This window comes from Rufibacter psychrotolerans (assembly GCF_016924645.1).
In the GTDB taxonomy this organism is placed as follows: domain Bacteria; phylum Bacteroidota; class Bacteroidia; order Cytophagales; family Hymenobacteraceae; genus Nibribacter; species Nibribacter psychrotolerans.
Map to the genome: position 1 here is coordinate 27,717 of NZ_JAFFJV010000003.1, position 24,069 is coordinate 51,785.

The 24,069-nt window shown below is 55.5% G+C and carries 20 protein-coding genes; 12 read left to right on the plus strand and 8 right to left on the minus strand.

The genetic code is table 11. The annotated features are described in order from the left end of the window. Positions 1–375: 375 nt before the first annotated feature. Positions 376–2,085 (minus strand): T9SS type A sorting domain-containing protein, encoded by a 1,710-nt coding sequence (locus tag JT718_RS20695; protein ID WP_205500240.1) that lies wholly within the window; start codon positions 2,083–2,085, stop codon positions 376–378. A gap of 1,339 nt (positions 2,086–3,424) precedes the next feature. Between JT718_RS20695 and JT718_RS02985 the strand changes: the two genes are divergently transcribed. Then, positions 3,425–4,594: a S8 family serine peptidase gene (locus JT718_RS02985; protein ID WP_205500241.1), complete on the plus strand. Its 1,170-nt coding sequence runs from the start codon at positions 3,425–3,427 to the stop codon at positions 4,592–4,594. A gap of 270 nt (positions 4,595–4,864) precedes the next feature. Further along, the gene (locus tag JT718_RS02990; RefSeq protein WP_205500243.1) at positions 4,865–5,035 is read left to right on the plus strand and encodes a hypothetical protein; all 171 of its coding nucleotides are present in this window, start codon (positions 4,865–4,867) and stop codon (positions 5,033–5,035) included. Between the two features lie 93 nt (positions 5,036–5,128). Here JT718_RS02990 and JT718_RS02995 read toward each other — a convergent pair whose 3' ends face one another. The 4 genes from JT718_RS02995 to JT718_RS03010 all read right to left on the minus strand — a co-directional run bounded on the left by JT718_RS02995 (position 5,129) and on the right by JT718_RS03010 (position 8,202). Then, complete coding sequence (locus JT718_RS02995) at positions 5,129–5,737, minus strand: sterol desaturase family protein (RefSeq protein ID WP_205500245.1); 609 nt, start codon at positions 5,735–5,737, stop codon at positions 5,129–5,131. A gap of 64 nt (positions 5,738–5,801) precedes the next feature. Next, positions 5,802–6,347 (minus strand): shikimate kinase, encoded by a 546-nt coding sequence (locus tag JT718_RS03000; RefSeq protein ID WP_205500247.1) that lies wholly within the window; start codon positions 6,345–6,347, stop codon positions 5,802–5,804. A gap of 192 nt (positions 6,348–6,539) precedes the next feature. Next, on the minus strand, positions 6,540–7,652 hold the full coding sequence (locus JT718_RS03005; RefSeq protein WP_205500249.1) for a BT_3928 family protein: 1,113 nt from the start codon (positions 7,650–7,652) through the stop codon (positions 6,540–6,542). Next, positions 7,633–8,202 carry a DUF1599 domain-containing protein gene (locus tag JT718_RS03010; protein WP_205500251.1) on the minus strand — a complete coding sequence of 190 codons (570 nt, stop codon included), beginning with the start codon at positions 8,200–8,202 and terminating at the stop codon, positions 7,633–7,635. Before JT718_RS03010 ends, JT718_RS03005 begins: the two co-directional genes overlap by 20 nt. A gap of 41 nt (positions 8,203–8,243) precedes the next feature. Here JT718_RS03010 and folP point away from each other — a divergent pair, with 41 nt between their 5' ends. The 3 genes from folP (at position 8,244) to JT718_RS03025 (ending at position 11,491) form a co-directional block, all read left to right on the plus strand. After that, positions 8,244–9,107, plus strand: a complete 864-nt coding sequence (gene folP, locus JT718_RS03015) for a dihydropteroate synthase (protein ID WP_240336892.1) — start codon at positions 8,244–8,246, stop codon at positions 9,105–9,107. Next, positions 9,104–9,934: a diadenylate cyclase CdaA gene (cdaA, locus tag JT718_RS03020; protein WP_205500253.1), complete on the plus strand. Its 831-nt coding sequence runs from the start codon at positions 9,104–9,106 to the stop codon at positions 9,932–9,934. The genes folP and cdaA overlap by 4 nt, the downstream gene beginning before the upstream one ends. A 630-nt stretch (positions 9,935–10,564) precedes the next feature. After that, a complete protein-coding gene (locus JT718_RS03025) occupies positions 10,565–11,491 on the plus strand; it encodes a serine hydrolase (RefSeq protein ID WP_205500255.1) in 927 nt (308 codons plus the stop codon). Positions 11,492–11,763: 272 nt separating this feature from the next. Here JT718_RS03025 and JT718_RS03030 read toward each other — a convergent pair whose 3' ends face one another. Next, positions 11,764–13,212, minus strand: a complete 1,449-nt coding sequence (locus tag JT718_RS03030) for a phytoene desaturase family protein (RefSeq protein ID WP_205500257.1) — start codon at positions 13,210–13,212, stop codon at positions 11,764–11,766. A gap of 132 nt (positions 13,213–13,344) precedes the next feature. Here JT718_RS03030 and JT718_RS03035 point away from each other — a divergent pair, with 132 nt between their 5' ends. Both JT718_RS03035 and JT718_RS03040 read left to right on the plus strand, forming a co-directional pair. Continuing rightward, complete coding sequence (locus JT718_RS03035; protein WP_205500259.1) at positions 13,345–14,022, plus strand: 3'-5' exonuclease; 678 nt, start codon at positions 13,345–13,347, stop codon at positions 14,020–14,022. Between the two features lie 211 nt (positions 14,023–14,233). Next, positions 14,234–15,565, plus strand: coding sequence for an erythromycin esterase family protein (locus JT718_RS03040; RefSeq protein ID WP_205500261.1), 1,332 nt, complete (start codon positions 14,234–14,236; stop codon positions 15,563–15,565). Between the two features lie 191 nt (positions 15,566–15,756). Here the strand turns inward: JT718_RS03040 and JT718_RS03045 are convergent, their stop codons facing one another. After that, on the minus strand, positions 15,757–16,665 hold the full coding sequence (locus JT718_RS03045) for an NYN domain-containing protein (RefSeq protein WP_205500264.1): 909 nt from the start codon (positions 16,663–16,665) through the stop codon (positions 15,757–15,759). Positions 16,666–17,649: 984 nt separating this feature from the next. Beyond that, positions 17,650–18,843, minus strand: coding sequence for a glycine C-acetyltransferase (gene kbl / locus JT718_RS03050; protein WP_205500266.1), 1,194 nt, complete (start codon positions 18,841–18,843; stop codon positions 17,650–17,652). A gap of 171 nt (positions 18,844–19,014) precedes the next feature. On the opposite strand from kbl, the gene JT718_RS03055 reads away from it, so the two are divergent. The 5 genes from JT718_RS03055 to JT718_RS03075 all read left to right on the plus strand — a co-directional run bounded on the left by JT718_RS03055 (position 19,015) and on the right by JT718_RS03075 (position 23,958). Further along, positions 19,015–19,977, plus strand: a complete 963-nt coding sequence (locus JT718_RS03055) for an NAD-dependent epimerase/dehydratase family protein (protein WP_205500268.1) — start codon at positions 19,015–19,017, stop codon at positions 19,975–19,977. 295 nt (positions 19,978–20,272) lie between these two features. Next, a complete protein-coding gene (locus JT718_RS03060; RefSeq protein WP_205500270.1) occupies positions 20,273–20,929 on the plus strand; it encodes a BT1926 family outer membrane beta-barrel protein in 657 nt (218 codons plus the stop codon). A 246-nt stretch (positions 20,930–21,175) separates the two neighbouring features. Continuing rightward, entirely contained in the window at positions 21,176–21,904 is a 729-nt protein-coding gene (locus JT718_RS03065; RefSeq protein ID WP_205500272.1) for a DUF3891 family protein, read from the plus strand. A gap of 206 nt (positions 21,905–22,110) precedes the next feature. Beyond that, on the plus strand, positions 22,111–22,440 hold the full coding sequence (locus JT718_RS03070) for a thioredoxin family protein (protein WP_205500274.1): 330 nt from the start codon (positions 22,111–22,113) through the stop codon (positions 22,438–22,440). A 78-nt stretch (positions 22,441–22,518) separates the two neighbouring features. Then, positions 22,519–23,958 carry a DUF4403 family protein gene (locus JT718_RS03075; RefSeq protein ID WP_205500276.1) on the plus strand — a complete coding sequence of 480 codons (1,440 nt, stop codon included), beginning with the start codon at positions 22,519–22,521 and terminating at the stop codon, positions 23,956–23,958. The last annotated feature ends 111 nt before the right edge of the window (positions 23,959–24,069 follow it).

Below are 24,069 nucleotides of genomic sequence, written 5' to 3' on the forward strand. Positions count from 1 at the left end.
TTTAGTACATAATATTATAGAAAAACAAAAAAAGCTAGATCATACATCTTAAAAAATCTTTATAATATCATAAAATATCTTATTATTATACAAATGAATCAATAGATCCTTAAAGCTGTAGTTCTTTCAATTTAAAGCAGTTATAAATAACCCACGCCTCACCTTAAAACCATAAAGCTGACTACCATCGAAGTCCATAATTTTATAAAATCTATTCAATGGGTAGCTAGAGTGCAAAAGATTAAACAAACCCCTACTTTCAGCCGACAGTTGGAAACTGAGTATAAGTCAGCGTTAAGCCTCTATCATAAGTATACTAATAAAAAAAGGCTGCCGTAAATGGCAGCCTTTTTTTCATGAGGGGTAGAAGTAACTCTATTTCTTGATCACTTTGGAGGTAACTACCCCCTCAGCCGTGGCCACCTGCACCAGGTAGGTGCCTGCAGGCAACCCACTGAAGTCAATGGCCCAAGGTCGGCCGGTTTCTAACTGTTCTTTCTTGGTGAGTACCACCGCGCCAATGCTGTTGTACACCGTAACGGTGGCTGGGCCTGCCATGCCTTGGGAGGAGACATACGCCACACTTTCTACCGGATTAGGATGCACTACCAAAGCGGGCGTTGCACTCTCCGCTTCATCCGGGGCGTCGTTTAATGCCGTCAGGGTGCCGGTGCTGGAACCGCTTGTTCCCAGGGCATTTACTACCTTCTTGCCAATGTAACTCCCCACTTTCATGCTCGGCTTGCCAGACTCGGCCGAGGCTCCCCGCTGCATGCGGTAGTAAAGAGTTAAAACGCTGGAAGAAGTGAAGGCATTCTGCAGTTTCAGGTCCCACACGGTGCCGCTACCGGCAACTCCCACCACCGGGCTCTCTACGCCGGCCGACTTGACGGTGAACCCTTCTTTGGTAAGCACCACGGCCCGGTCAAACACCAGCCTTACTTTGCTGGCTTCAATAAGTTTGGCATTGGTGATTTTAGGAGGCAACACATCCAGGGCCGGATTTGCAAAGGTGGTTTTCTCTTTGAAGAGGTTGATCAGCCCGGTAGAGGCGTTGAACGAAAGCTTATCCACGGTTCCGCTTTTCACCGTGACGGCAGCAATGTTGCCCCCTTTGAGCAAGAGAGACACATCTCTGAAGCGGTTATGCTCGGGTATCTTGGAGTAATCTAACGTGATCACCAGTTTTTTGGTAGCCGCGTCATAAGTAGTGGTTCTCACCAGCAGGCGCTTTACCTCAAAGTACTCAATCAGCTCCTGCAATGACGGCACCCACACCCGGTCTCTGGAGGCCGTCTGCAGATGGTTCATCAACTCCGCGAACTTAGGCACATCAGGCCCGTGCGAACCCAACCGGAACATCTGGGGCGTAGCGGGCGTGGCCTTCAGCAGCAGCAGCCGGTCAATTTTCTCCTTGAAAGAGTCGGTGGTGGCTTGGTCCCATTTGTCGTTGAACGAGCGGTGGGTGTACAGCATCTGGCTCCAGTCGGCCGACAGAACGGCGTAGCCAAAGAACATAGGGCCCTCATCGCGCTTGGTCTGGGTGGTTAGCCCAATGTAGCCCAACTGCTTGCTGGTGGGATGGTAGCCTTCGTCGTTGGTGGGCGTCACGGCCACCCGCATTCTAACCGGCAAGCCGGCCGCCGCCATCTTGGTATAGAATACCTTGGTGTTTTCGTGGATGTTTTTGGCAATATCGCCATCAATCAGGGTATTGCTGGCGCTATGGGCATACCCATGGTTTTCCAGGGTCCATTTATTTCTGACCAGGGCATTCAGTCCTTCCTGATTTATTTTCTTTCCGGAAGAAGTGTACACGATCTGGTCCTGGTTGTAGTTGTTCAGGAGGTTCAGCGCGATGGCTCCACGGTAGTAAATTTTGTTGCCGCAGCCATCGGTGAAGTATTTGCCAGGGTAGGTGACCCCGTTAGAGGCCTTTCCCCCGCTTAACACTTTAAGCACATCCACCGCCTTGCCGCTGTTGTCGTCTAACTCAAAGGTAAACACCCCGGCTTTGTTGAACTTGAGGTTGGCGTACTCTACGGCTGGAGTAGTGGTAACATTGCTGAGGGTTACCTCAATCACCACTTTGTCTGGAACACTACTGGTGGTTTGCCTCAGAAACGCTTGTGCACTCCATTTTTGAGCTTCAAAGAAGGATTGATCTGCTACTTTTTTATTTCTGGCAGGAAGGAGGGCATTTCTTCCATTTGCGAACGCTTGCCCGGGTAAGTTTACCACCAGCAAGAACAGAATCAAGACTCTGCAATAGTAAAGGTACTTCATAAAACTACTAAAAATTGAACTCTTCTATCCCTACACACCTCCCAATTGTCTTGGTGTATACCGCCTAAGCCCGTTTACATTTTGGACTTATTTAGCCGCAAAGGTAGATGCAAGATCTAAACAGCTCAATAACAGCAGCTTAATTCATTGTTTATGTGCAATTTTATAAAAACAGGCGAAAAAACAACTTCTAAGGCCCAAACACTCAATTTTACAGCTAGTCACCCTAAAATAGATCTCAATTTTCAGTACCACTCCTATTTATAAGCTAGCTAAGGCTTTTTTATATGGCTACATCCGTCATCCCCTAATAATAAGAGCATGAAAAAAAATTACTCTTCTTCTATTCACAGCTCACTATTAAAGACTTAACCCATGAATATGAGTATTTTAATAGCTATTTACATAATACGCAGTAATCAAGAGTACACATCCTTTCTGAGGCAGAAACTTGCACCTAGAAAGCTTCTATTTCAAGGCGTAGAAGTCATACCATTTTACTAAATGAAAAATCTACCTTCTACGCCTAAAAGCAACTAGCAAATTCGCACCAGGTGAAGACTTTTCTAATTAGGAGTGCTACCATTTACCTGTTAGATGGAGCTTAAAACCTTGGTCTACCATAATGGCTCACAGAGACTACGTAGAATTTCAAAATTCACAGATGCTTTGTTCCACCATTCTAACCCTAGCCTAAGTGGCGGCAGTTTCTTCTTGAAGAGAATAGGCAAAGTGCTGATACACTCCTAGCGATACCACCCTGTTGATCAACCTTACTTTGCTTGTTTTAAAAAAGCACCACGCTACACTTCGGTAAAGGAGAGAACACATTGAGTTACAGGGCCGGTTGTCTAGAATGTAAAAGCAAGCAAAATAAAGAATTTAGGAATGCGCCTGTGACTTGGCAGAACCTACTACAAATAGTAATAATTACTTAAATGAGCATGCCACAAAGCAACTTATTTATAAAATTGCCAGACCGTTCATAAATAATACTCAACAACTTACTGCGTTCAGCCCATCTGCCCCTTACTTTTAGTACCTACTATTGAACCATAATGAAAAACCGGCGGTTACGGAGAAGCGCAACGCAGGGTTGCGTTTTCAGTTGTCTTTAACTCAACCAAAGGATTAAAACATGAAATCAACTAATTTCAAGAAAGCAGTTTCTTTCTTCGCCCTTGCTTCTGTATTCTCTATGGCAGGTTGCCAGAAAGACGAGATCCTGGAAGAAACAGCTACTGCCCCGGCAGCTCCAACCACCTCTTCAAAGACCGTAGAAGGTAAGTACATTGTGGTCATGAAGAACGGCAGCGCTGTATCAAAGGAAGAGCAAAGAAACCGCCTGTTCCAGAAATTAGGCATTAACCGCGAGCGCGTCAGCGAGCTATTCACGGGTACCGCTGAGGGCTTTACCGGCAACCTCACCAAAGAGGAACTGCAGCAGTTAAAGCAAGATGAAAACGTAGCGTACGTTGAGCCTGAGCAGGCGGTCATGCTGGGCAAGGCAAGCCTTTCCTCTACCACCAGCACTTCCACCACGGCCAGCACGCAGACTATGCCCTGGGGCGTGGCGCGCGTGGGCTACGGCGACGGCACGGGCAAGACCGTGTGGGTGATCGACTCGGGCGTGCAGTCCAGCCACCCAGACCTGAACGTGGACAAGGTGCGCAGCAAGTCCTTCATCTCGGGCGTGACCTCCTGGGAGGACGGCTACGGCCACGGCACCGGGGTGGCCGGCATCATCGGGGCCAAGAACAACGGCATCGGCGTGGTGGGCGTGGCGGCCAACGCCACCATTGTGGCCCTGCGCGTGTTTGACAACACCGGCTACGGCACCCTCACCCGCATCTACTCGGCCCTGAACTACGCCTACCAGAACGGCAAGCCCGGCGACGTGGTGAACATGAGCCTGCGCGTGAACGCCTCCACCATGCTGGACGACCTGGTGAAGAAGACCGCCGCGAAAGGAATGTTTGTGGTAGTGGCCGCTGGCAACAGCTACATTGACTGCAAGAACGACTCGCCCGCCCGCGTGGTGGCCCCCAACGTGTTTGTGGTGTCTAACATGGACTCGTACGGCAACTTCAACAGGAGCTCCAACTATGGCGCTTCGGTGAAGTTCTCTGCCCCCGGCACGGCCATCCACACTACCTGGAAAGGCGGCGGCTACGCCACCGGCACCGGTACCTCTTACGCCGCTCCGCACGTGGCCGGTATCGTGGCCCTGACCGGCGGCAAGGTGAACACCCAGGGTACCGTAGTGGGCGACCCAGACGGCAAGCCAGACCCCATCGCCTTGAAATAATCTCACAATAGCTTATTCAATAAGCCCATCAACAAGAAAGGCCCGTTGTACAACGGGCCTTTCTTGTTGATGGGCTTTGCATTTTTCCGGCGCCATTCTCCCCATTCCACCAAGCAGGCAGCGGCACCCAAACCTTCCCCTTCAGGGAATATCACTGCTTAATAATTGCTACTTCCCCGCTTTGCCATCAACCTTTTGCCCGTAAACATAGTACTCAAAATATATACTGCCTTTGAAAGAGGCCTATTCCTTTGATATAAACCTACTACTATGAAAAACTTACAGGCATACTTTTTCTCCCTGATGCTGGTGCTCACCCTCTCCTTGTCTAGCTGTGACGTGATTGGGGGAATCTTCAAAGCCGGCATGTGGACCGCCGTGATCATTATTGTGATTGTGGTGCTGCTGATTCTGTGGCTGCTGCGAAGAATCCGCAGATAAACGATTCAGACCTATTTCCGGAAAAACAGGCTAAAAACAGCGAAGGCCACCTGCACAGGTGGCCTTCGCTGTTTTTGTTTTACAAGAGTAGGATTATTTCTTACGCTCTGGCATGGTGCCCAGGACCCAGTCCCATAGCGGGGAAGAAACTCCGTAGGCCACCTCCGGGTCTTTGTAGTGGTGAATGGCGTGGTGAATCCAGAGCTGCTTCAGGAAGTTCTTTGGCGGGGCGTAGGCATGCACGGCATAGTGCACAAACAGGTACAGGGCATACCCGAACAGGAAGCCGGCCACAATCCCAAACACCAGGGTGCCGAAGACCAGTTTGAACACAAAGAAGAAAAAAGACGCCAGAAACAGGCTCACAATGGGCGGCATGGCCAGGCGCGTCTTGTCTTTAGGGTAATCATGGTGGTTGCCGTGAAACGTGTACTGGATGTTCTTCTTAAACTCATTGGTAGGCGCCATGTGAAAGATGTAGCGGTGCGCCATGTACTCTACCAAAGAGAACATGAGCCAACCCGCCAGAAACAGCCCTACCGCCGATAGCACATCCAGGAAACCATACATAAAACCATACATCAGCAAGCCGGTGGCAATTACCAGAAAGATGGAAATAGGAAGCGCAATGTGGGTATGGGTAAGGCGCTCCAACACTGGATTCTTGAAAATCGTTGCAGATCCTTTGTGATTCGGTTTCATGGTAAACGAAATTTAAGTGACATGTCTCTCTTGCCGAGAAACGCGCAAAAATAACTAAAATTATCTAGATACTGCCATTTCCCTCCTGCGGCAAACCTGCCAGGCACTGTTCAATCTGCTGCGCCACGGCCGTTGCCGGAGCAGCGCCTGCTGCTACGGTGCACACGGACTGCCTATAGAACTGCTCCCGCTGCTGCAGGGTTTCGGCTAAGTACCGGAGCAACTCAGGAGGGGTTTTGTCGCGCAGCAGGGGCCTTGCCTGCAGGTCTAAAGCCGTTAACCGGTCTACCAGTTCCTGGGGAGAAAGCCTGAGGTAAACCGTGATGCCCTGCGCCCCCATGAAGGCCATGTTCCCGCAGAAGCAGGGCGCCCCGCCGCCGGTAGCCAGCACCACCCTGTCTGGGCGCGAGGCCACTGCCCGCAGCGCCCGGGCCTCCGCCTCCCGAAAATAGTCCTGCCCCTGCTGCTCAAACACCTGCGGCACCGTCATGCCCTCCTGCTCCTCCACAAGGGTGTCCAGGTCCAGGAAAGTGTACCCTAACCGCTCGGCCAGCACCTTGCCCACCGTTGATTTCCCGCACCCCGGCATGCCCACCAGAAAGATCTTCATGTTTTTGGAATGAGTGATGGCGTGAATGAGTGAATAAGAGAATGAGTGATGGAGTGAGTGAATGAATGAGTTGATTGGTAAGTTAGTGTAAAGTAGCAACGGTGTTTTAAGCCTGATTTTTAAGAAACAGCCCCAAAACACACCCTACCCATTCGCTCCTTCACTCCATCACTCATTCGCTCATTCCATCAATCACAAAAGCTGTTGCACCTCTTGGAGCGTGGGCACGTCATTGTGGTGCCACTTGCCTACTACGGTGCCGTTCTTGAACAGCAGCAGCCCGGGGTTGGCCCTGATCATGGTTTTCAGGACGGTCCCGTCGGCAAAGAAGTAGGGCACCGCCAGGTTCACCTCGTGCCGAAACACGTCAAAGTCTTGGCTGCTGCTGGAGGTAATCACCACCGGCACAATCTTGGGGCTCTGGCTTTGCTCTATGCCGGCCAGCAGCGCGTTGATCTCCTTGAAACTCTCCTGATCGGCTTTTTTCACGTCTTTTACCAAAATCAGCAAGCGGTTGCCCAGGAACAGCTCCTTGGTGAAATCGCCCTGGTCGTTCCAGACGTTGAAGTCGGTGATTTTGGGGCCGTCTTCCGGATTGAGCGGCACCATCTTTTTGAACTTGTAGGTAGTGTCGGTAGGGTAGTTCTCCAGGGTCACTTCGCGGCCGTCTTTCTCCATGATGTACTGGTAGCGAATGGGTGCCGAGGGCTTCATGAGCTTGGGAATGTTGGCCCCCACCCGGTAAGCCCTGAAATCAAGGAAAGGCTCATGCCGGTACGCGTACACGCCCATGCCCACCGACAGCAGCAGGGCCACCAGCACCACCGCCCCGGTTACCCCCGCGTTCATGCGCGGGATAGACAGGATGTGCCGCTGGGTAAACAGCAACACCAGAATAAGCACCAGCAGGGCCACGTCTTTGCCGAAGGACTGCCACGGGGTAAGTTTAATAGCGTCACCGAAGCAGCCGCAATCGGTGACCTTGTTGTAGTACGCCGAGTAGAAGGTGAGAAACGTAAAGAACAGCGTTAGCAGGAAGAGCAGCCACACCACGGTGTTCAGGCGCCAGCGCACCAGCAGGGCCACGCCCAGCACCACTTCCAGGGTACTCAGGAAGATAGACAGGTACAGCGCAAACGGCTTGAAGGACAGGAACACCGGCGAGAAATCGGCGGAGAAGACCTCAAAGTACTCCTCCAGCTTAATGGCGGTGCCCACCGGATCGTTCAACTTGATCAGGCCCGAGAAGATGAACAAGCCGCCTACTACAATCCAGGCAAAACGGCTAAGCAGACGGAGTACCATGGTCTGGGTAATTAAGTTTGATCAAACAAAACACCGCGTAGTTGAGCATGTCGCGGTAATTGGCTTCCACGCCTTCAGACACCAGGGTTTGCCCGGCATTGTCCTCAATCTGCTTGGTGCGGTAAATCTTCATCAGGATCAGGTCGGTCATAGACTCTACCCGCATGCTGCGCCAGGCCTCGCCGTAGTCGTGGTTCTTGTCCTGCTGCAGCGCGTGCGTTTTCCTGATCTCCTCTTCGTACAGCTCCCGCACCTGCTCCACGGGCAGGGCCTGCTCGGTCTCGCCCCGCGCAATAAGCTGCTCCTGCATGAGGGCAATCACGCAATAGTTCACAATGGCCACAAACTCAGAGGCAATGTCATCCTGGATCTTCTGGGTGCCCTTCTCCTGAATGGACCTGATGCGCTGGGCTTTGATGAAGATCTGGTCTGTGATGGAAGGCAGCCGCAAGATTCGCCAGGCGGTGCCGTAGTCTTGGGTTTTCTGTAAGAAAAGACGCTTGCAGGCCTCTATTACGCGGTGGTATTCCTGGGCAGTTTGGTGAATCAAGTTTTTCGTTTTACTTTTATAAGAAATGAGAATATAGCTAATTGAGCGCGAAAGATACACTTTTTTGTAAAAAAACTACCCTCAACTGCGGCGGCCGGCTGGTGGTGCTGCAACAGCCCACGGTGATGGGCATTCTCAACTTCACCCCAGATTCTTTCTACGCCAACAGCCGCCTGCAGCACGTGGACCAGGCCGTGGAGAAAGCCGGCAAGATGCTGGAAGACGGGGCTACGTTTTTAGACATCGGCGGGTATTCTACGCGCCCCGGCGCCCCCGAGGTTACGGAACAGGAAGAGCTAAATCGCGTACTACCCATTATAGAGGCGCTCTCCAAGGCGTACCCGGCGGCCCTGCTGTCTATTGACACGTTCCGGGCCCGGGTGGCAGAGGCGGCCATCAACAGCGGGGCGCACCTGATCAATGATGTCTCCGGCGGCACCTTAGACGAGGCTATGTTTGCCACCGTGGGGAAACTGCAGGTTCCCTACATTCTCATGCACATGCGCGGCACGCCGCAAGACATGGCCAGGCAGAACCACTACCCCAACGGCCTCCTGGAAGAGCTGGTTTCTTTCTTCGCCCAGCGGGTGGCCCTGCTGCGGGAGGCCGGCGCCAAAGACATTCTGCTGGACCCGGGCTTTGGCTTCGCGAAAAATGTAGAGCAGAATTTCCATCTGCTGCGCCGCCTGCAGGAGCTGCAAGTGCTTGAGCTGCCGCTTCTAATAGGCCTCTCGCGCAAGTCCATGACCTACAAAACCCTGCACGTGGGTCCGGAGGAGGCGCTCACGGGCACAATTGTGGCCAACACCCTGGCGTTACTGCACGGGGCAGACATTCTGCGGGTGCATGACGTGAAGGAGGCGGTACATACTATTAAGATTGTTAAAAAGATGTTGACGGCGTGATTTCATTGTTTTCCATAGGGTTTTTAGAGATAGAGTGGCTGGACATTATTGATGTGCTGCTGGTGACGGTACTCTTGTACCAGCTCTACAAGCTCCTGACGGGAAGCGTGGCCCTCAAGATCTTTCTGGGCCTACTGTCTGTTTACCTGCTGTACCTGGTGGTGAAAGCCGCTGGCATGGAGCTGCTCACCATCATTCTGGGGCAGTTCATGGGCGTGGGCGTTTTGGCGGCCATTATTGTATTTCAGCCCGAAATAAGGCGGTTCCTGCTCATGATCGGGAAAACCACCTCGCTCAACAACGAGCGCCTGTTCAAAGGCTTTCCGTGGCGCCGCTCCGAGAACCCCGACAAACTTTCCATCACGCCGTTCATTGAGGCTGCCAAGTCGCTGGCCGGCAAGAACACCGGGGCCCTCATTGTGTTCGCCCGCAGCTCAGAGCTCCGGTACTTTGCTGAGTCGGGCGACGCCATTGACGCCATCGTGAGCAAGCGCCTGCTCATCTCCATCTTCAACAAAAACAGCCCCCTGCACGATGGGGCCGTGATCATCCAGGGCAACCGCATCAAAGCCGCCCGCTGCATTCTGCCCGTAACCGAAAGCAACGACGTGCCCGCCTCCATGGGCCTCCGCCACCGGGCCGCCATCGGCCTCACCGAAGTCACCGACAGCGTGGTGTTGGTGGTTTCTGAAGAAACCGGCCAGATTGCCCTGGTGCGCAACGGCGAGGTGTACCGCAACCTCTCCGCCGCTGATTTGCGCTCCAAGCTCAACCACTTCCTGTTTGACATTGAGCCCAAAGTAGTGGAGAAAGTAGCCGCTGCTTAGGCAATTGCTGGTTGCACATTGTTAATTGCTGATGGCTGGTTGTTGCCTGCTCATTAATAATGGTTTATGAATGGTTTATGGTTGATTGCTGCTTGTTGGCCGCTGTTTGCTAATTGCTCCTCAACTTTTCCACACCATGCTAAAATAAGGCTGGCGCGAACGCTCCACCTTCTGCCCAGAAAGCCCGCGTAGAGCTTGCAATTCCACTTCAGGTCTTTTCCTGTAAAATCGGCTCCAAAACAGAAGCGGTACAAACCAGCAGTTCTCATCTGCCCTACTCTGGCCCTTCTTCATCTGGCGCGAGTTTCTAACTCGTGCCTCCAGATGCCGGGTAGTCTCCAGACTACCCTCGCTGCCCCGCAGCGAACCCACGCATTGCTGAACAGCACGCAGTCCCAGGGCATGGCTCACGGCGAGTCCGGAGCGTTCGTATCATCCTACTGGCACGAGACCGGAGTCTCGCGCCAGTAGGAAGCCAAAGGCCGATTACTTTGATTCAGCTTCCAATAAATAGCCTTGGCGTTTCCAGGCCAATTTCCCGAAATCAGCTGGAAAACAACCACGCACCTCCAACGGTAAGCAAGGCAGATATAGGAAAATGTGTATCTTTTGGGCCTTAACCCGACCAACATGCGCTTCTCCCACATCCTCCTGCTCCTGCTGCTCCTCTCATGGGCGGTCCCGTCTTTCGCCCAGAAAGCGCCCAAAGAGAAAACCGACGCCAAACTCACCCAGAAACTGCAGGCCCTGACCAAAGACTTCCAGGGCGAGGTGGGCATTTACGTCAGGCACCTGAAAACCGGCAAGACCGTGGCCCTCAACGCCGACACGCTCTTCCCCACGGCCAGCATGATCAAGATTCCCATCATGGTGGGCATGTTTGACAAAATGGAACGGGGCGAGATAGACCCCAAGACCGTGCTCCGCTACCGCGATTCGCTGTACTACGCCGGCGAAGACATTGTAGGCAACTTCAAAGACAGCGCCACGGTGGCTCTGGGCAAGATTCAGATGCTCAGCATCACCACCTCAGACAATACCGGTAGTCTGTGGCTGCAGCAGCTGGCGGGCGGCGGTCTGGCCATCAATGCCTGGCTGGAGAAGAACGGCTTTGCCCATACCCGCATGAACTCCCGCACGCCGGGCCGCCGCCACATCTGGCAGAAGTACGGCTGGGGCCAGACCACGCCCCGCGAGATGGCCCACTTGGTGACCATGATCAGGGAAGGCAAGGCGGTGAGCCCCGCCGCCAGCGAGCGCATGTACCGCAACCTGGGCCGCATTTACGTAGACGAGATCGCCCTCTCCCAGATTCCGCCCTACGTGCACACGGCCTCCAAGCAGGGAGCGGTCAACCAGTCGCGCTCTGAGGTGGTGCTGGTGAACGCCCCGCACGGCGACTACGTGTTCTGCGTGATCACCAAGAACCAGAAAGACGAAAGCTGGCGCTATAACAACGCCGGCTATGAACTGATCCGGGCCGTGTCCAGAACCTTGTGGCAGCACTTTGAACCTAAGTCTGACTGGCAGCCGGCGCCAGGGGTAGAGCGGTACTAAGCAGACCAAATCGCTTCAGGAAAGGCGGGTCCTGCTCACCGCCCGCCTATCGGCGGCACCCCCTTTCGGCGGCTTTTCCAAAAATGGCCCTCAAAACGGCCGGACCGTTTTTCCACGCAGCGCGTAAGCCTTACTTCTTCGCACTTGTCCCTCGCCCCGGGCGTAAAAGAATAAAGCCCACCCTCCGCGCCTAAACGCTTCAGGTGGACTTTCCCCTTCATGAGATAGTAAGACCGTTCTATTGAACGGTACCCCTATCTGTTTGTCTTTTTTTACGCCGATAATTTTGGGGCCTTCAGCCCGAACTCGTCTTTCAGGGCGCGCCGGGCCGCGTGGTACCCGCACATGCCGTGCACCCCGCCCCCCGGAGGCGTAGACGAGGAGCACAGGTACACGCCTTTCATGGAAGTCTGATAGGGCGACAAGCGCACCGCCGGCCGGGTGTACAGCTGCCGCAGGTCAATGATGCCGCCATTGATATCGCCGCCGATGTAGTTGGGGTTGTGCGCCTGCACCTGCACCGTATTGAACGTATGCCTGGCCAGAATCAGGTCCCGGAAGCCGGGGGCAAAGCGCTCTACCTGGCGTTCAATGGCCTGGGTCATGTCTACGGTGGAACCGTTGGGCACGTGGCAGTAGGCCCAGGCGGTGTGTTTCCCCTGCGGAGCGCGGGTGTCGTCAAAGAGGCTTTGCTGCGCAAGGAGCACAAAGGGCCGCTCCGGGTGCTGGCCCTTGGCCGAAGCCGCCTCTGAGGCCGCAATCTCTTCCAGGGTATTGCCCAGGTGCACGGTGCCGGCCCCGCGGCACTCCGGGGCGGTAAACGGAATGGGTCCGTCCAGCGCCCAGTCAATCTTGAACACGCCCATGCCGTAGCGGTAGTTCTGCATCTGCCTGCGGTACAAGGGCGAAAGTTTCTCTCCGGCAATCTCCAGCAGCTGCCGGGGCGTGACATCCAGCAAGGCCACCTTGTGCGAAGGCAACTGCTCCAGCGAGGTGACGTACACACCCGTCTCTATTTTACCGCCTATGCTTTTGAAATAGGACGCCAGGGCATTGGCAATCTGCTGCGAGCCGCCCTTCGGGATGGGCCAGCCCTGCAAATGTCCCACCGCCATGAGCACCAACCCAATGGCCGAAGTGGTAAGGTTAGACAACGGCTGAATGGAATGCGCCGCCATGCCGGCCCACAACCCCCGGGCCTCCTGGGTCTGGAACCGTTTGGCCAGGAACGTGGCCGAAGTCAGGGCTTTCAGCCCGAAGGCGGCCATGTCAAGGGGATGGTTGGGGAAGCGCAAGGGACCCAGCACATCTTTCGCCAGGGCGGGCCAACGGTCCACCAAGGGAGTCAGCAGGTCTAAGTAAGACTGCCGGTCTTTCCCTAAGGATTGGGCGGTTTCCTGCAGGGAGGTAATTAGCGCGGCGGCGGTGCCAGTGTCAAACGGGTGCGCCGCCGCCACCTCAGGGTACAGGAACGAGAGCCCGTGCTCCTGCAAGGGCAGCGTCTTGAAGAACGGAGAACCGGCCGCCAACGGGTGGATGGCCGAGCAGACATCATGGACAAAGCCGGGTAGGGTCAACTCCTGAGAGCGCAGCCCGCCGCCTAGCTGCTCTTTGCCTTCCAGCAGCAGCACGCTCAGGCCTGCTTGCTGCATGGTAATGGCGGCGGCCAGGCCATTGGGCCCAGAGCCCACCACCACAGCGTCATATTGCGTTGTACTCACGCTTGCTCAAGTTAAATGGTCCGGTACTCTTCCTGCGGCGCAGGCCTGCCTTTTACGGCTCTTTTATAGAAAAGGGCGTAAAAACAGCTGGTGGTTCTTGCGTATACAGGCTACAAGCTACAGATTTTTTCCATGCCGCACCCTTCTTCCCTCCCGCTTTTTCCGGACCTTACCCCCATCCTGGAGCATGTCACCGTGCTGGACTTTGAGACCACCGGCGTAAGCGGCGGCAAAGGCCGGGTCATTGAGATTGCCGCCCTCAAGGGTTCTCACCACCAGATCACCGGCCGGTTTCACACGCTGGTACAACTGAAAGGCGAGCTCCCGCCCAAGATCACAGAGATCACGGGCATTACGGCCCAGGACCTGGTACACGGCATGGAGGAGCGCGCGGCCTTTTCTATTTTGAGGGAGTTCATTGGTGCCAGCACCGTGGTGGCGCATAACATTCCGTTTGATTTAGGTTTCCTGTACAGCACGTACCGCCGCCTGAAACTGGAACCAGTGGCCCACCCCTTCCTGGACACCTTGTCGGTTTGCCGGTTGCGCCAGCCTTCGCCACGCAGCTTACCAGACATGTGCAAAGCCTACGGCATTCCGCTGACCCGGTGGCACCGGGCCCTGCCAGACGCCACGGCCACCTGGCACCTGCTGCAGCGCCTGCACCAGGAAAGCCCCCTGGACCACCTGCGCAACAAACTGGTCCTGAACCCCAGGTACGGCGCTCCCCGCTGGCTTCCGCCCCTGGCGGAGGTCATTCCCGCCCCAGATGCACCCCTGCAGAATGCCAGCCTCCCGCCAGAAGGATAAAACCTAGTCCGCTGGGCTGTTTCTCTGTTGAACTTGGACAAATCAAGCCAGGCGCCTTTCCCGTTTCGGGCCCATTTTCGTATTTCCCGCTCTAAAATGCCGTACAAATTCTCTTTACCCGGGGTTTGCTTCTCCGTTTAAGAAAGCTTCAGGAATAAGGCATTAGCACTATTCCCCTGCTTACCTAACCAAAACCTTACCCAATAAAGAGATGGCAAAGCTGCGGTTGATTTGGATAGTACTACTCAGCGGATGGCTGTTTTCCTGCTCTTCCTCTGAAGACACCTTAGAAGCAATCAAGCCCGATACGGGCTTCCTCACCAAAGGCGTGTACCCGCTGCAGGGTGCCCAGGACCTGGACAAGTTGATCAATGAGATCGGCAACAGCCGGTATGTCCTGCTGGGGGAGGCCAGCCACGGCACCGCTGAGTTCTACACCTGGCGCGCCGAACTGACCAAGCGCTTCATCCAGGAGAAAGGCTTTACCATCATCACGGTGGAGGGCGACTGGCCGGCGGCGTACTCGCTCAACCACTACATCCAGGGGCAGCAGGGCGGTACTGCGCAGCAGGCGGTTCAGGCGTTTCAGCGATGGCCTACCTGGATGTGGGCCAACCAGGAAGTAGCCCAACTGGCCGAGTGGCTCCGGCAGCACAACCAGGCGCAGGCCCAGGGCCAGAAGGTGGGCTTCTATGGCATGGACGTGTACAGCCTGTGGGAGTCACTGGCGGAGGTAGAGCAGTATTTTGCCACGGCAGACCCTTCCGTTGCCCAGCTGGCGCAGAATGCCCAGACCTGCCTGGCCCCGTACAACCAGGACGAGCAGCGCTACGCCGAGGCCACCCTTAGGGGAAGTTCCTGCGCCACCCAGCTTGAGCGGTTGCTGGAGGCGGTGAGCGCTTACCGGGCCCGGCAGCCCGCGGGCCATGAGGCGGCGTTCAACGCCGAGCAGAACGCCCTGGTAGCCGTCAATGCCGAACGGTACTACCAGCAGATGGTGCGCAGCAGCGCCGGCTCCTGGAACCTCCGCGACCGGCACATGCAGGAAACCGTGAACCGGCTGGTAGCTCACCGGGGAAACAGCGCTAAGGTAATCGTGTGGGCCCACAACACGCACGTGGGCGACGCCCGCTACACCGACATGGCCTCTGCCGGCATGGTGAACATTGGCCAGCTCCTGCGGGAGCAGCACGCCCAGGCCGGGGTGTACCTGGTGGGCTTCGGGACGTACCAGGGGCAGGTGATTGCCGCCAACCAGTGGGGAGGCGCCGTGCGGGTCATGCAGGTGCCGCCGGCCCAGGGCAACAGCTGGGAAGCCCTTCTGCACGCTTACAGCCCAGAAGACAAACTCCTGCTGATGCGCGAGTTACAGGACATTCCGGAAGCCATGCAGACCAGGGGGCACCGGGCCATTGGGGTCACGTACAACCCTTCTTCTGAAGCGGGCAATTACGTGCCCACCGTCTTGCCCCGCCGCTATGATGCCTTCCTGTTCATTGACCAGACAACGGCCCTGTCGCCGCCGGGCGGGGGCAGTTTCTAGCGGGCTTTCTATCTGGCAAGCACCTGGAGGAAAAGACGACCGGCGCTAAAAAGAAAGGGGAGCATTGCTGCTCCCCCTGGTACTTTTGTCTCTGTTGTTGTCTAAAAAATGCAACGGAAAATCTGGTGCTTTCCTGCAACAGGTAGTCAGGCTACTGCAGGAGTGGCGTACTACGGCAGCTAGTCAGGCTGCTAGAGTACCCGTACACTTTTGGCGACATCGTTGCCTTCGCCGTCTTTCTCAATCTCAAACTCCACGCGGTCTCCTACGTGCAGTTCATTAAAGTCTGTGTCAATCACGTTGGTAAAGTGAAAGAACAGGTTGTTGGGTGGGTACTTGATAAAACCGTAGCCGTTTTTCAGGCTCATGATCTCACCTTCGCCGTGGCTTTCAAATCCTTCTTCCTGGTCGTGGTCCTCGTCGCGGTCAACGGTGCTCCGTTTCTGGTCTGGCTGCACAAACAGGCGGTGGATCTTAGAATCATTGCGGGCAATGCGCTGGTCAATGATTCCGTGCATGGCCATGGGGTACGTTACTTCGGCCAGCAGATCCTGTGACGGGCGCGTGGTCATGCGCTGTCCGTTGTCTGTGGTGTACTCAAACTCCCAGGTGAGCGCCATGATGCGGGTACCCAGGGTGTTCACCTTGCGTACCATGGGCACATAGTCGCCGTCTGAGGAGATAAGCACCAACACGTCAAAGCGTTTGTAGAATGCCTGCTCAAAGGCCTCCAGCGCCAGCCACACGTCTATGCCGCGTTCCTGCTTGTATCCCTCCGGTGTAGTCCGCACCGGCAGATAGTGGGTAGTCACGCCCTCAGACATGAGAATGTCGTCAAACACCCGGTCCCAGTAGAGGGTATCACCGCGTTGGCTGGCCTCGTAGGCGTTGAGCCGGCCCCGGAAGTAATGGGCATCCACAATCCGGCAAAAGCGCGGATCTACCCCTTCTTCCTCGGCCACCTGGTCCCGGATAAATTCGTGGAGGCCAGAGATGCTGATCCTACGCTTGCGCTGATGGCCGTAGGCGTAGTAGTTGCTGACCTGTAAGAAGTAATTACCGTCATAGAAGACGCCAATCCTTACTAATTTTTCCTGCATGTTGTTATCTATTTTGTGTCTGTCTGTCTTTCAAATGGTCTGTCATTTTAAGTATATCTGTTGTAATGAAATGGGGCACGCAGTAATCTTTGGGGAAACGGTAAAAAGACAGAGAGACTTCAAGGGGTACAAAGGAGCAGGAAATCGTTTGCTATGGGTTGTCTGATAGAAACTGATGGTTTGCAATCTGCTATACGTTAAATATACCTTCATTTATAAGTCTGGGGAACCTCTATTTTCTTTTTTCTTTTGGCTGTGCTACGGCAACGGCTACCGGCACAAACCAGTGGGTTTACCTGGGTTTATTTTTGATATCCTCTAAAAGAAAGAACGTTTCAGTACGTTGCTACCGGGCAAATGTAGCCAATGATTGTTTTGGTTACAACCTAAAATGCAGCGTGGCGTTGTATTAATTAAACGATGTTTGCTGCCATTCTAGTACTTGCCTGGTGCCCTGTTTTAGGCCATTTTCAAGAAAAACAGCCCAGAAATAGCGGGGTAAAACCTGACCCCTGCGGTACCCCAGCCCTGCTACCCGCCTCTGCCCTGCCCATTAGAAACGTGTGGCGGTCTTATCCCAACTCTGAAAACAAACCTTTCAGAGAGTAAACCGCTGATCTTTCCTTTTGTTTACCAGCAAGATAGTCAAGTTCCCTAGCCCTAAAGCAGGGCTAGGGCCAGCTCCAGGTCCAGGTCCAGAATGTATCGCAAGATTTTGCCGCTAAGGGAAAGCGCTCCGGAGCGTTTGTCCCGGTGAAGGAAGTGATGCGAGGGGTCTGAAATTAATCCTAAAATAAGGAAGGGCCGAAGGAGGCAAATTCCTGGAAATTACATTTCCAATTACGCCTATTTTTGCACCTACTTTTTTAATTAATTGAATAAGTTAGGTAGAATCTGGAATCCTTAAATTCATGAAAGGTTCTAACGAAAAAGAGCCCGCCTTGGAAAAAGCGGGCTCTTTTGATAGCAGGGTTTTTGGAAGTACTACGCCTTCAGCACTCCCAGTTCCCGGCCTACCTCGGTGAAGGCCTGGATGGCCCGGTCCAGGTGCTCCTGCGTGTGCTCCGCCGAAAGCTGTACCCTGATGCGCGCTGCGCCTTTAGCTACCACCGGATAATAGAACCCGATCACGTAAATGCCCTTCTCCAGCATCTTGGCCGCGAAGTCCTGCGCCAGTTTGGCGTCATACAGCATCACGGGCACAATAGGATGCACACCTGGACGGATGTCAAACCCGGCGGCGGTCATGTTCTCCCGGAAGTACTTGGTGTTCCACTCCAGGCGGTCGCGCAGCTCGGTGGTGGAGCTCAGCAACTCCAGCACGGCCAGAGACCCGCCCACAATGGCCGGAGCCAGCGAGTTGGAGAACAGATACGGCCGGGACCGCTGGCGCAGCATGTCAATGATTTCTTTCTTGCCGGTGGTAAAGCCGCCCATGGCACCGCCTAGCGCTTTGCCCAAGGTACCAGTGATGATGTCCACGCGGCCCATCACGTTGTGGTACTCGTGGGTACCTCGGCCGGTCTTGCCAATGAAGCCGGTAGAGTGGGATTCATCTACCAGCACCAGGGCTTTGTACTGATCTGCCAGGTCACAGATTTTGTCCAGTTGGGCAATGGTGCCGTCCATGGAGAAAGAGCCGTCGGTGACAATGATGCGGTGCTTGGCGCCCTGGCTTTGCTGCAGTTTGGCTTCCAGGTCGGCGAGGTTGTTGTGCTCGTAGCGGAAACGCTGGGCCTTGCACAGCCTGATGCCGTCAATGATGGAGGCGTGGTTCAGGGCATCGGAGATGATGGCGCTCTGTTCGTCAAACAAAGGCTCAAACACGCCGCCGTTCGCGTCAAAGGCCGCCGCGTACAGAATGGTGTCTTCCATGCCCAGGAACTCGGCCAGCTTCTGCTCCAGCTGTTTGTGGATGTCCTGGGTGCCGCAGATAAAGCGCACTGAGCTCATGCCGTAGCCGTGGGTGTCAATGGTGCGCTTGGCAGCCTCAATCACCGCCGGGTGTGAGGAAAGCCCCAGGTAGTTGTTGGCGCAGAAGTTGAGCACCTCGCCGGTCTGCTGGGTTTTGATCTGGGCGTGCTGCGGGGTAATGATGACCCGCTCCTTTTTATATAAGCCGTTCGCTTCAATTTCGGCTAACTGCTGCTGTAAATCAGGTTGCAGAGTTTCGTACATAGAGTTCGTGGATTATTCGTTCGTGTGGTTTTACGTGGAAAACGTACAGGCAAATTCCTGAAAGGGGCTGTACGCAGGTTTCCGTGACCAAAGATACAAAACCTGGGCGCCTGCCCTAATTTTTTGGAGCCGCATGAATAACGTACATTTGTTTTTCTATTCAGCACCTTCATGACAAAAAAGCCCCATACCATACTAGTGATCGGCGCCTGCGGCCAGTTAGGCTCTGAACTTACCCTGGAACTGAGAAAAATCTACGGCGATGCCAACGTGGTGGCCGCCGACATTCAATACCCCAAACAAGCCGAGCTGCGCGAAAGCGGCCCCTTTGAGATTGTGGACGTGCTCACGCCCCAGCACCTCACCGACCTGACCTCCAAGTACAAGGTGAAGCAGATCTACCACCTGGCGGCAATTTTGTCGGCTACCGGCGAGAAGAACCCCAAGTTTGCCTGGCGCCTGAACATGGACGGCCTGTTCAACGTGCTGGACTTTGCGCTGGAGCACAAGGTGGAGAAAGTGTACTGGCCTTCTTCCATCGCCGTGTTCGGACCCAATACGCCGCGCGAGAACACGCCGCAAAACACCATCATGGACCCCAACACGGTGTACGGCATCAGCAAGCAGGCCGGCGAGCGCTGGTGCGAGTACTACTTCCTCAAGTACGGACTGGATGTGCGCAGTCTGCGTTACCCGGGCCTCATTGGCTACAAAGCCCTGCCGGGCGGCGGCACCACCGATTATGCCGTGGACATTTACCACCAGGCCCTGGCCAAAGGCACCTACAAGTGTTTCCTGAGCGAGCACACCCGCCTGCCCATGATGTACATGCCCGATGCCCTCAAAGGCACCTTGGACCTGATGCACGCGCCCGCCGAGCAGGTGAAAATACGCTCCTCCTACAACCTGGCGGCCATGAGTTTCACGCCAGAGGAAATCGCTGGCAGCATCCGGCGCCACTACCCAGACTTCACCATCACCTACGAGCCAGACATGCGCCAGCAGATCGCCGACTCCTGGCCGCAGAGCATTGATGACCTGGCCGCCCGCCAGGACTGGGGCTGGAAACCGCAGTACGACCTGCACACCATGACCGATGACATGCTCCTGCACCTGAAGCGGATCAACAACTAACCAAGGCTCCGGCTTGCTACCTGTCCTGGCTCACCCAAAGCCCCTGCTGTCTGGTAACGGCGGGGGCTTTGTTTTGGGCCCGTTTTCCAGGAAACCGGCCCAAAACAGAAGCGCCGCCTGACCCGGCAAAGCCCTGGCATGATCTGCCCCAGCTACCGCCGCCGCATTTTTTATCTTATTCATTCTCAGATAAATACTGTGCTCCGCCACGATCTTACCCCTTAACCTGCTGGAATTACATACTGCTTTTGTAATATTGCGCCCCATCATTATCCCTTATTTAATTTTTAAAAGCATGTTAAAAAAGATTTTCACCGCTGCGGCCCTCAGCTTGACCCTGGGTTTTGCGGCATCGGCCCAGGAAGTAGGCGGAATTAAACCCGCCGCCGGCGAAGTAACGGGCGAAGTGCAGCTGAACCTGACCGACGGTAACACCGTGGGCTTGGGCCTGAACCAGTTACGCGGACGTTATTTCCTGAGCCCCACCACGGCGGTACGCGCCTCTGTTATCCTGGACATTGAGAACCAAACCGGCGATGATGATTTTAGCCGCACCTCTACCCTGGTGGTGTTGTCACCGGGTATTGAGAAGCACTTCGCGGGCACAGACCGTTTGTCGCCGTACGTGGGCGCTGAGCTGACCCTCTCTAAATTGTTCGCCAGCGAGGAAGGCGATGATTACGAGATTGAGGGCGCCTGGTCTAACGGCAGTGGCTTCTCTAACCGCAACTACTTCGGGTTTGGCCTGGGAGCCGTGGCCGGTGCAGACTACTACTTCGCCCGTCACGTGTACCTGGGCGTGGAGTTCGGCTTTGGCCTGCAGTACACCACCGAGGGTGATGTAAAGGTGAATCCAGAAGGCCGTCCGTCCACTACCATTGACGGGGAAGGCGGTTCTTTGAGACTGCGCCCTACCGTGAACAGCGGTCTGCGGTTAGGCTTTGTGTTCTAGTCTGATCAAGATTCTGTTTGAGCCCGGCCCTAATCTCTGGTGCCGGGCTTTTTTGTTCCTGCCCGTCCTGGGCCCCAACCGCCAGCTTTCCTGCGCCCATCTGGCTTTTTCAGGGTTGTTGACTGTTTCAGGGCTGTTTCCTGGAAAATCGGCCCAAAACGGCTGCTCTCTTTCTCCGCCTCCGCCACAACCTTTCCGGCCTTAATCAGTTAAAAAACGCGGCACCTTTTACAGCATCCTCGGGCTATGATTGTGAATCCGCATGAGAAGGGTTGGGAGATTATCTTTCAGCAGGCACACGCGCTGTTGGCGGCCGAGATAGGCTTTGCCTGGCGCCAAGCGAAATGGCCACTGCAGTTCATGCAGACCCTGGCGGCCATTGCGCAGCATGACGACGGCCAGAAAGACTGGACCGGCCGCTATGCCCTTACGCCCGCCGGCGCGCCCGCCAACTTTACGCAGCTGCCCTTTTGCCTGGAGCAGGCCCGGCAGGTCATGAAAGAGGCGCGTTTCCAGGGCCGGTGGCGAAGCCTGCTCACCAGCATGCACCTTTCCTTTTTGTATGAGGAACTGCGGGGCCAGAAAAAAGAATGGGACGCTTTCCTGGACGAGCAACTGGCCTACCAGAAAAAGTGGCGCCAGCAGCTCAAGGTCTCCAGGCCCGATGCCCGGTACGCCTATGATTTCATGCAGTGGTGCGACCGCTTCTCGCTCATCCTTTGCCGCAACGAGCTGCCCGAGATGGAGCGGGCCCTGGAAATCAGTAACGGCCCAGACCAGGTTAGGTACGAGGTCACGCAGCTGAAAACCGGCCCGGTGCTGGTGCAGCCCTGGCCTTTTCAGGCAAAGCAGCTCTCCCTGTCTGTGGAGGCGCGCTGCCTGACCCAGCTGCAGTTTAACTCTGACCAGGAACTGGCCGAGGCCATGTGGCAGGCCCCCATCCACCGCAAGGAGTGGCTCCTGACGCAGGGCTAACCCAGGCTTTGCTCCCCCGCCCAGGCCATCGGCAGAAGCCTGCAGCATGACTGAGGCTTTGGGTTACTGATGGTGGCCCTGGCAAGGCAGAAATGGTACTCTTGCCGGTACCGCTCCCTGGCAGCCAGGCTCCTCCCCCCGTAATTTTCGAATAAACCTCCGCCGTGTTTCCCCGTTAACTATAGTTTAACAAACCTTTTCACCTGATGGCCATTCAGATTTCCTCTGACCACGAGTTGCGTTCTATCATTTTTGAGCGCGAGCGGGTAATTGTAAAGTTCATAGATGAAGACTGCCAGATCTGTAAGCTTTTAGCCCCTTCTTTCAAGCAATTCTCTGACGACCCCACCTATGACAGCATTACGTTCCTGCAGATGGATGCGTCTGAAAACCCGGTTTCCAGCAAGGAGGTGAAACTCACCGGCACGCCGTTCTTCGCCATTTACTTCCGGGGCACCTTGCGCCACTGCAGCTTGCTGTCTTCTGAGGCCGAGGTCAAGAAAATGCTGGACCGGCTGCTGGCCTGCAAAGCCTGACCTTTGGGGGGCCGTTTTGGCCAGAATAGCCCTAAAACAAGAAGCCCGGCTTTGTGTGAAGTTCGCTAAATTTGTGGCATGGCCCAGCGCTCCCTTCTTTCCCTAGTATCCATCCTTTTGTCGGCCGCTGGCCTTTTGGCGGGCTGCCAGCAGTCCACCACCCTCACCGGCGTTCAGCCAGACGCCACGGTGGCTCCCCAGCCCTTGCCCCAGCCGCAGCTTTCCACCATTACCCTGCCGGTGACCATGCCGGTGAAGGCGCTGCAGGAGCGCATTAACCAGGAGCTGCCCCCCACCCTTTACCAGGACACCAACCTGGAAGACGATGACCTGATGGTGACCGTCACCAAGACGGGGCCGGTGCAGCTGCGCGCCGAACTCAGCAAGCTCTACATGGAGGTGCCGCTGCGGGTCTGGGCCAGGGGGCGCTGGCAGTGGAACGCCTGCGAGCTGTGCAAAAAGCTGCAGAAGACCGAGGAAACCGAGTTTGAGGTTACCGTGTGCACCGAAAGCCGGCTGCAGATCTTGCCAAATTACCTTCTCAAAAGCCACTCTACCGGAGACTTTACCTGGGGAGCCCGCAAGCCTACCCTGGCGCTGGGTCCGCTCAAGATCAACCTGGCCCCTTTCATTGAATCCAAGCTGAAGGCCCAGCTGAACCCCATGCTGCAGCAGCTGGACCAGGAGCTGCAGAAGAAGGTTCCGTTGCAATTATACCTGGCCGAGGCCTGGCAGCAGTTACAGACCCCGGTGCTGCTCAACGCCCAGTACAACGCCTGGCTGGCCATAGAACCCAAAGCCGTCAGGCTCACGCCCCTGGAGCTGCAGCAAGACCAGCTTAGCTTACAGGTGGGCATTGACGCCCTGGTGCAGGTGGTGCCCGGCCAGAAACCCCAGAACGCCACGGTTCAGGCCCTGCCGTCCTTTATTCCGGCCCGCTCGCTTCCGCCGCAGGCGCAGCTCAACGTCAGCAGCCATCTGTCTTACGCCTACCTTACCCAGGTACTCCGGAAAGAGCTCAACAACCAGACCTTTTCCTTTGAGGGCGGCAAGCACCAGCTCACGGTGCATGACATTGCCGTGGCCGGGAAAGGCACCCAGCTCCTGCTGGCCCTTGATGTCAGTGGCCACTCCAAGGCCGGGTTCCTCACCAAGAAGCTCAACGGCAAGGTCTGGCTGCAGGGCACGCCCTATTATGACGCCGCCGCCCAGGAGATAAAAGTGCGGGACCTGAGCTACACCCTGCAAACCCGCGACCAACTGGTAAACACCGCCAACTGGCTGCTGCAGAACCGGTTCAGAACCCAGATGGAGCAGCAGATGACCGTTCCGGTGAAAGGCCAGCTCACCACCCTGCGCGAGGCCCTGCAAACCGGCCTGCGGGAAACCCAGCTCCAGGAGAAGATGGTGCTGCGGGGCTCTGACTTCACCCTGGAACCCGACACCCTCTTTGTCACCGAGGCGGGCATCAGGGCCCATTTCCTGGCTACCGGCAAGTTGGCGCTCTTCTTCCAGTAAACGGCCGGCTGGCGTAGCCCGGCAGGTGGACAGTTGCCCGCTGGGCGCAGGCTGGCCGGGCGGAGCCTGTTTTTGGGGGATTTTCCTGCCCCAAAGGCCTGGCACCAACTA

Excerpts from the sequence above, each read along its gene's own strand:
- JT718_RS02985 (WP_205500241.1), top strand. The coding sequence starts at position 3,425 with ATGAAATCAACTAATTTCAAGAAAGCAGTTTCTTTCTTCGCCCTTGCT.
- JT718_RS02990 (WP_205500243.1), top strand. The coding sequence starts at position 4,865 with ATGAAAAACTTACAGGCATACTTTTTCTCCCTGATGCTGGTGCTCACC.
- JT718_RS02995 (WP_205500245.1), bottom strand. The coding sequence starts at position 5,737 with ATGAAACCGAATCACAAAGGATCTGCAACGATTTTCAAGAATCCAGTG.
- JT718_RS03000 (WP_205500247.1), bottom strand. The coding sequence starts at position 6,347 with ATGAAGATCTTTCTGGTGGGCATGCCGGGGTGCGGGAAATCAACGGTG.
- JT718_RS03005 (WP_205500249.1), bottom strand. The coding sequence starts at position 7,652 with ATGGTACTCCGTCTGCTTAGCCGTTTTGCCTGGATTGTAGTAGGCGGC.
- JT718_RS03025 (WP_205500255.1), top strand. The coding sequence starts at position 10,565 with ATGCGCTTCTCCCACATCCTCCTGCTCCTGCTGCTCCTCTCATGGGCG.
- JT718_RS03035 (WP_205500259.1), top strand. The coding sequence starts at position 13,345 with ATGCCGCACCCTTCTTCCCTCCCGCTTTTTCCGGACCTTACCCCCATC.
- JT718_RS03040 (WP_205500261.1), top strand. The coding sequence starts at position 14,234 with ATGGCAAAGCTGCGGTTGATTTGGATAGTACTACTCAGCGGATGGCTG.
- JT718_RS03045 (WP_205500264.1), bottom strand. The coding sequence starts at position 16,665 with ATGCAGGAAAAATTAGTAAGGATTGGCGTCTTCTATGACGGTAATTAC.
- kbl (WP_205500266.1), bottom strand. The coding sequence starts at position 18,843 with ATGTACGAAACTCTGCAACCTGATTTACAGCAGCAGTTAGCCGAAATT.
- JT718_RS03055 (WP_205500268.1), top strand. The coding sequence starts at position 19,015 with ATGACAAAAAAGCCCCATACCATACTAGTGATCGGCGCCTGCGGCCAG.
- JT718_RS03060 (WP_205500270.1), top strand. The coding sequence starts at position 20,273 with ATGTTAAAAAAGATTTTCACCGCTGCGGCCCTCAGCTTGACCCTGGGT.
- JT718_RS03065 (WP_205500272.1), top strand. The coding sequence starts at position 21,176 with ATGATTGTGAATCCGCATGAGAAGGGTTGGGAGATTATCTTTCAGCAG.
- JT718_RS03070 (WP_205500274.1), top strand. The coding sequence starts at position 22,111 with ATGGCCATTCAGATTTCCTCTGACCACGAGTTGCGTTCTATCATTTTT.
- JT718_RS03075 (WP_205500276.1), top strand. The coding sequence starts at position 22,519 with ATGGCCCAGCGCTCCCTTCTTTCCCTAGTATCCATCCTTTTGTCGGCC.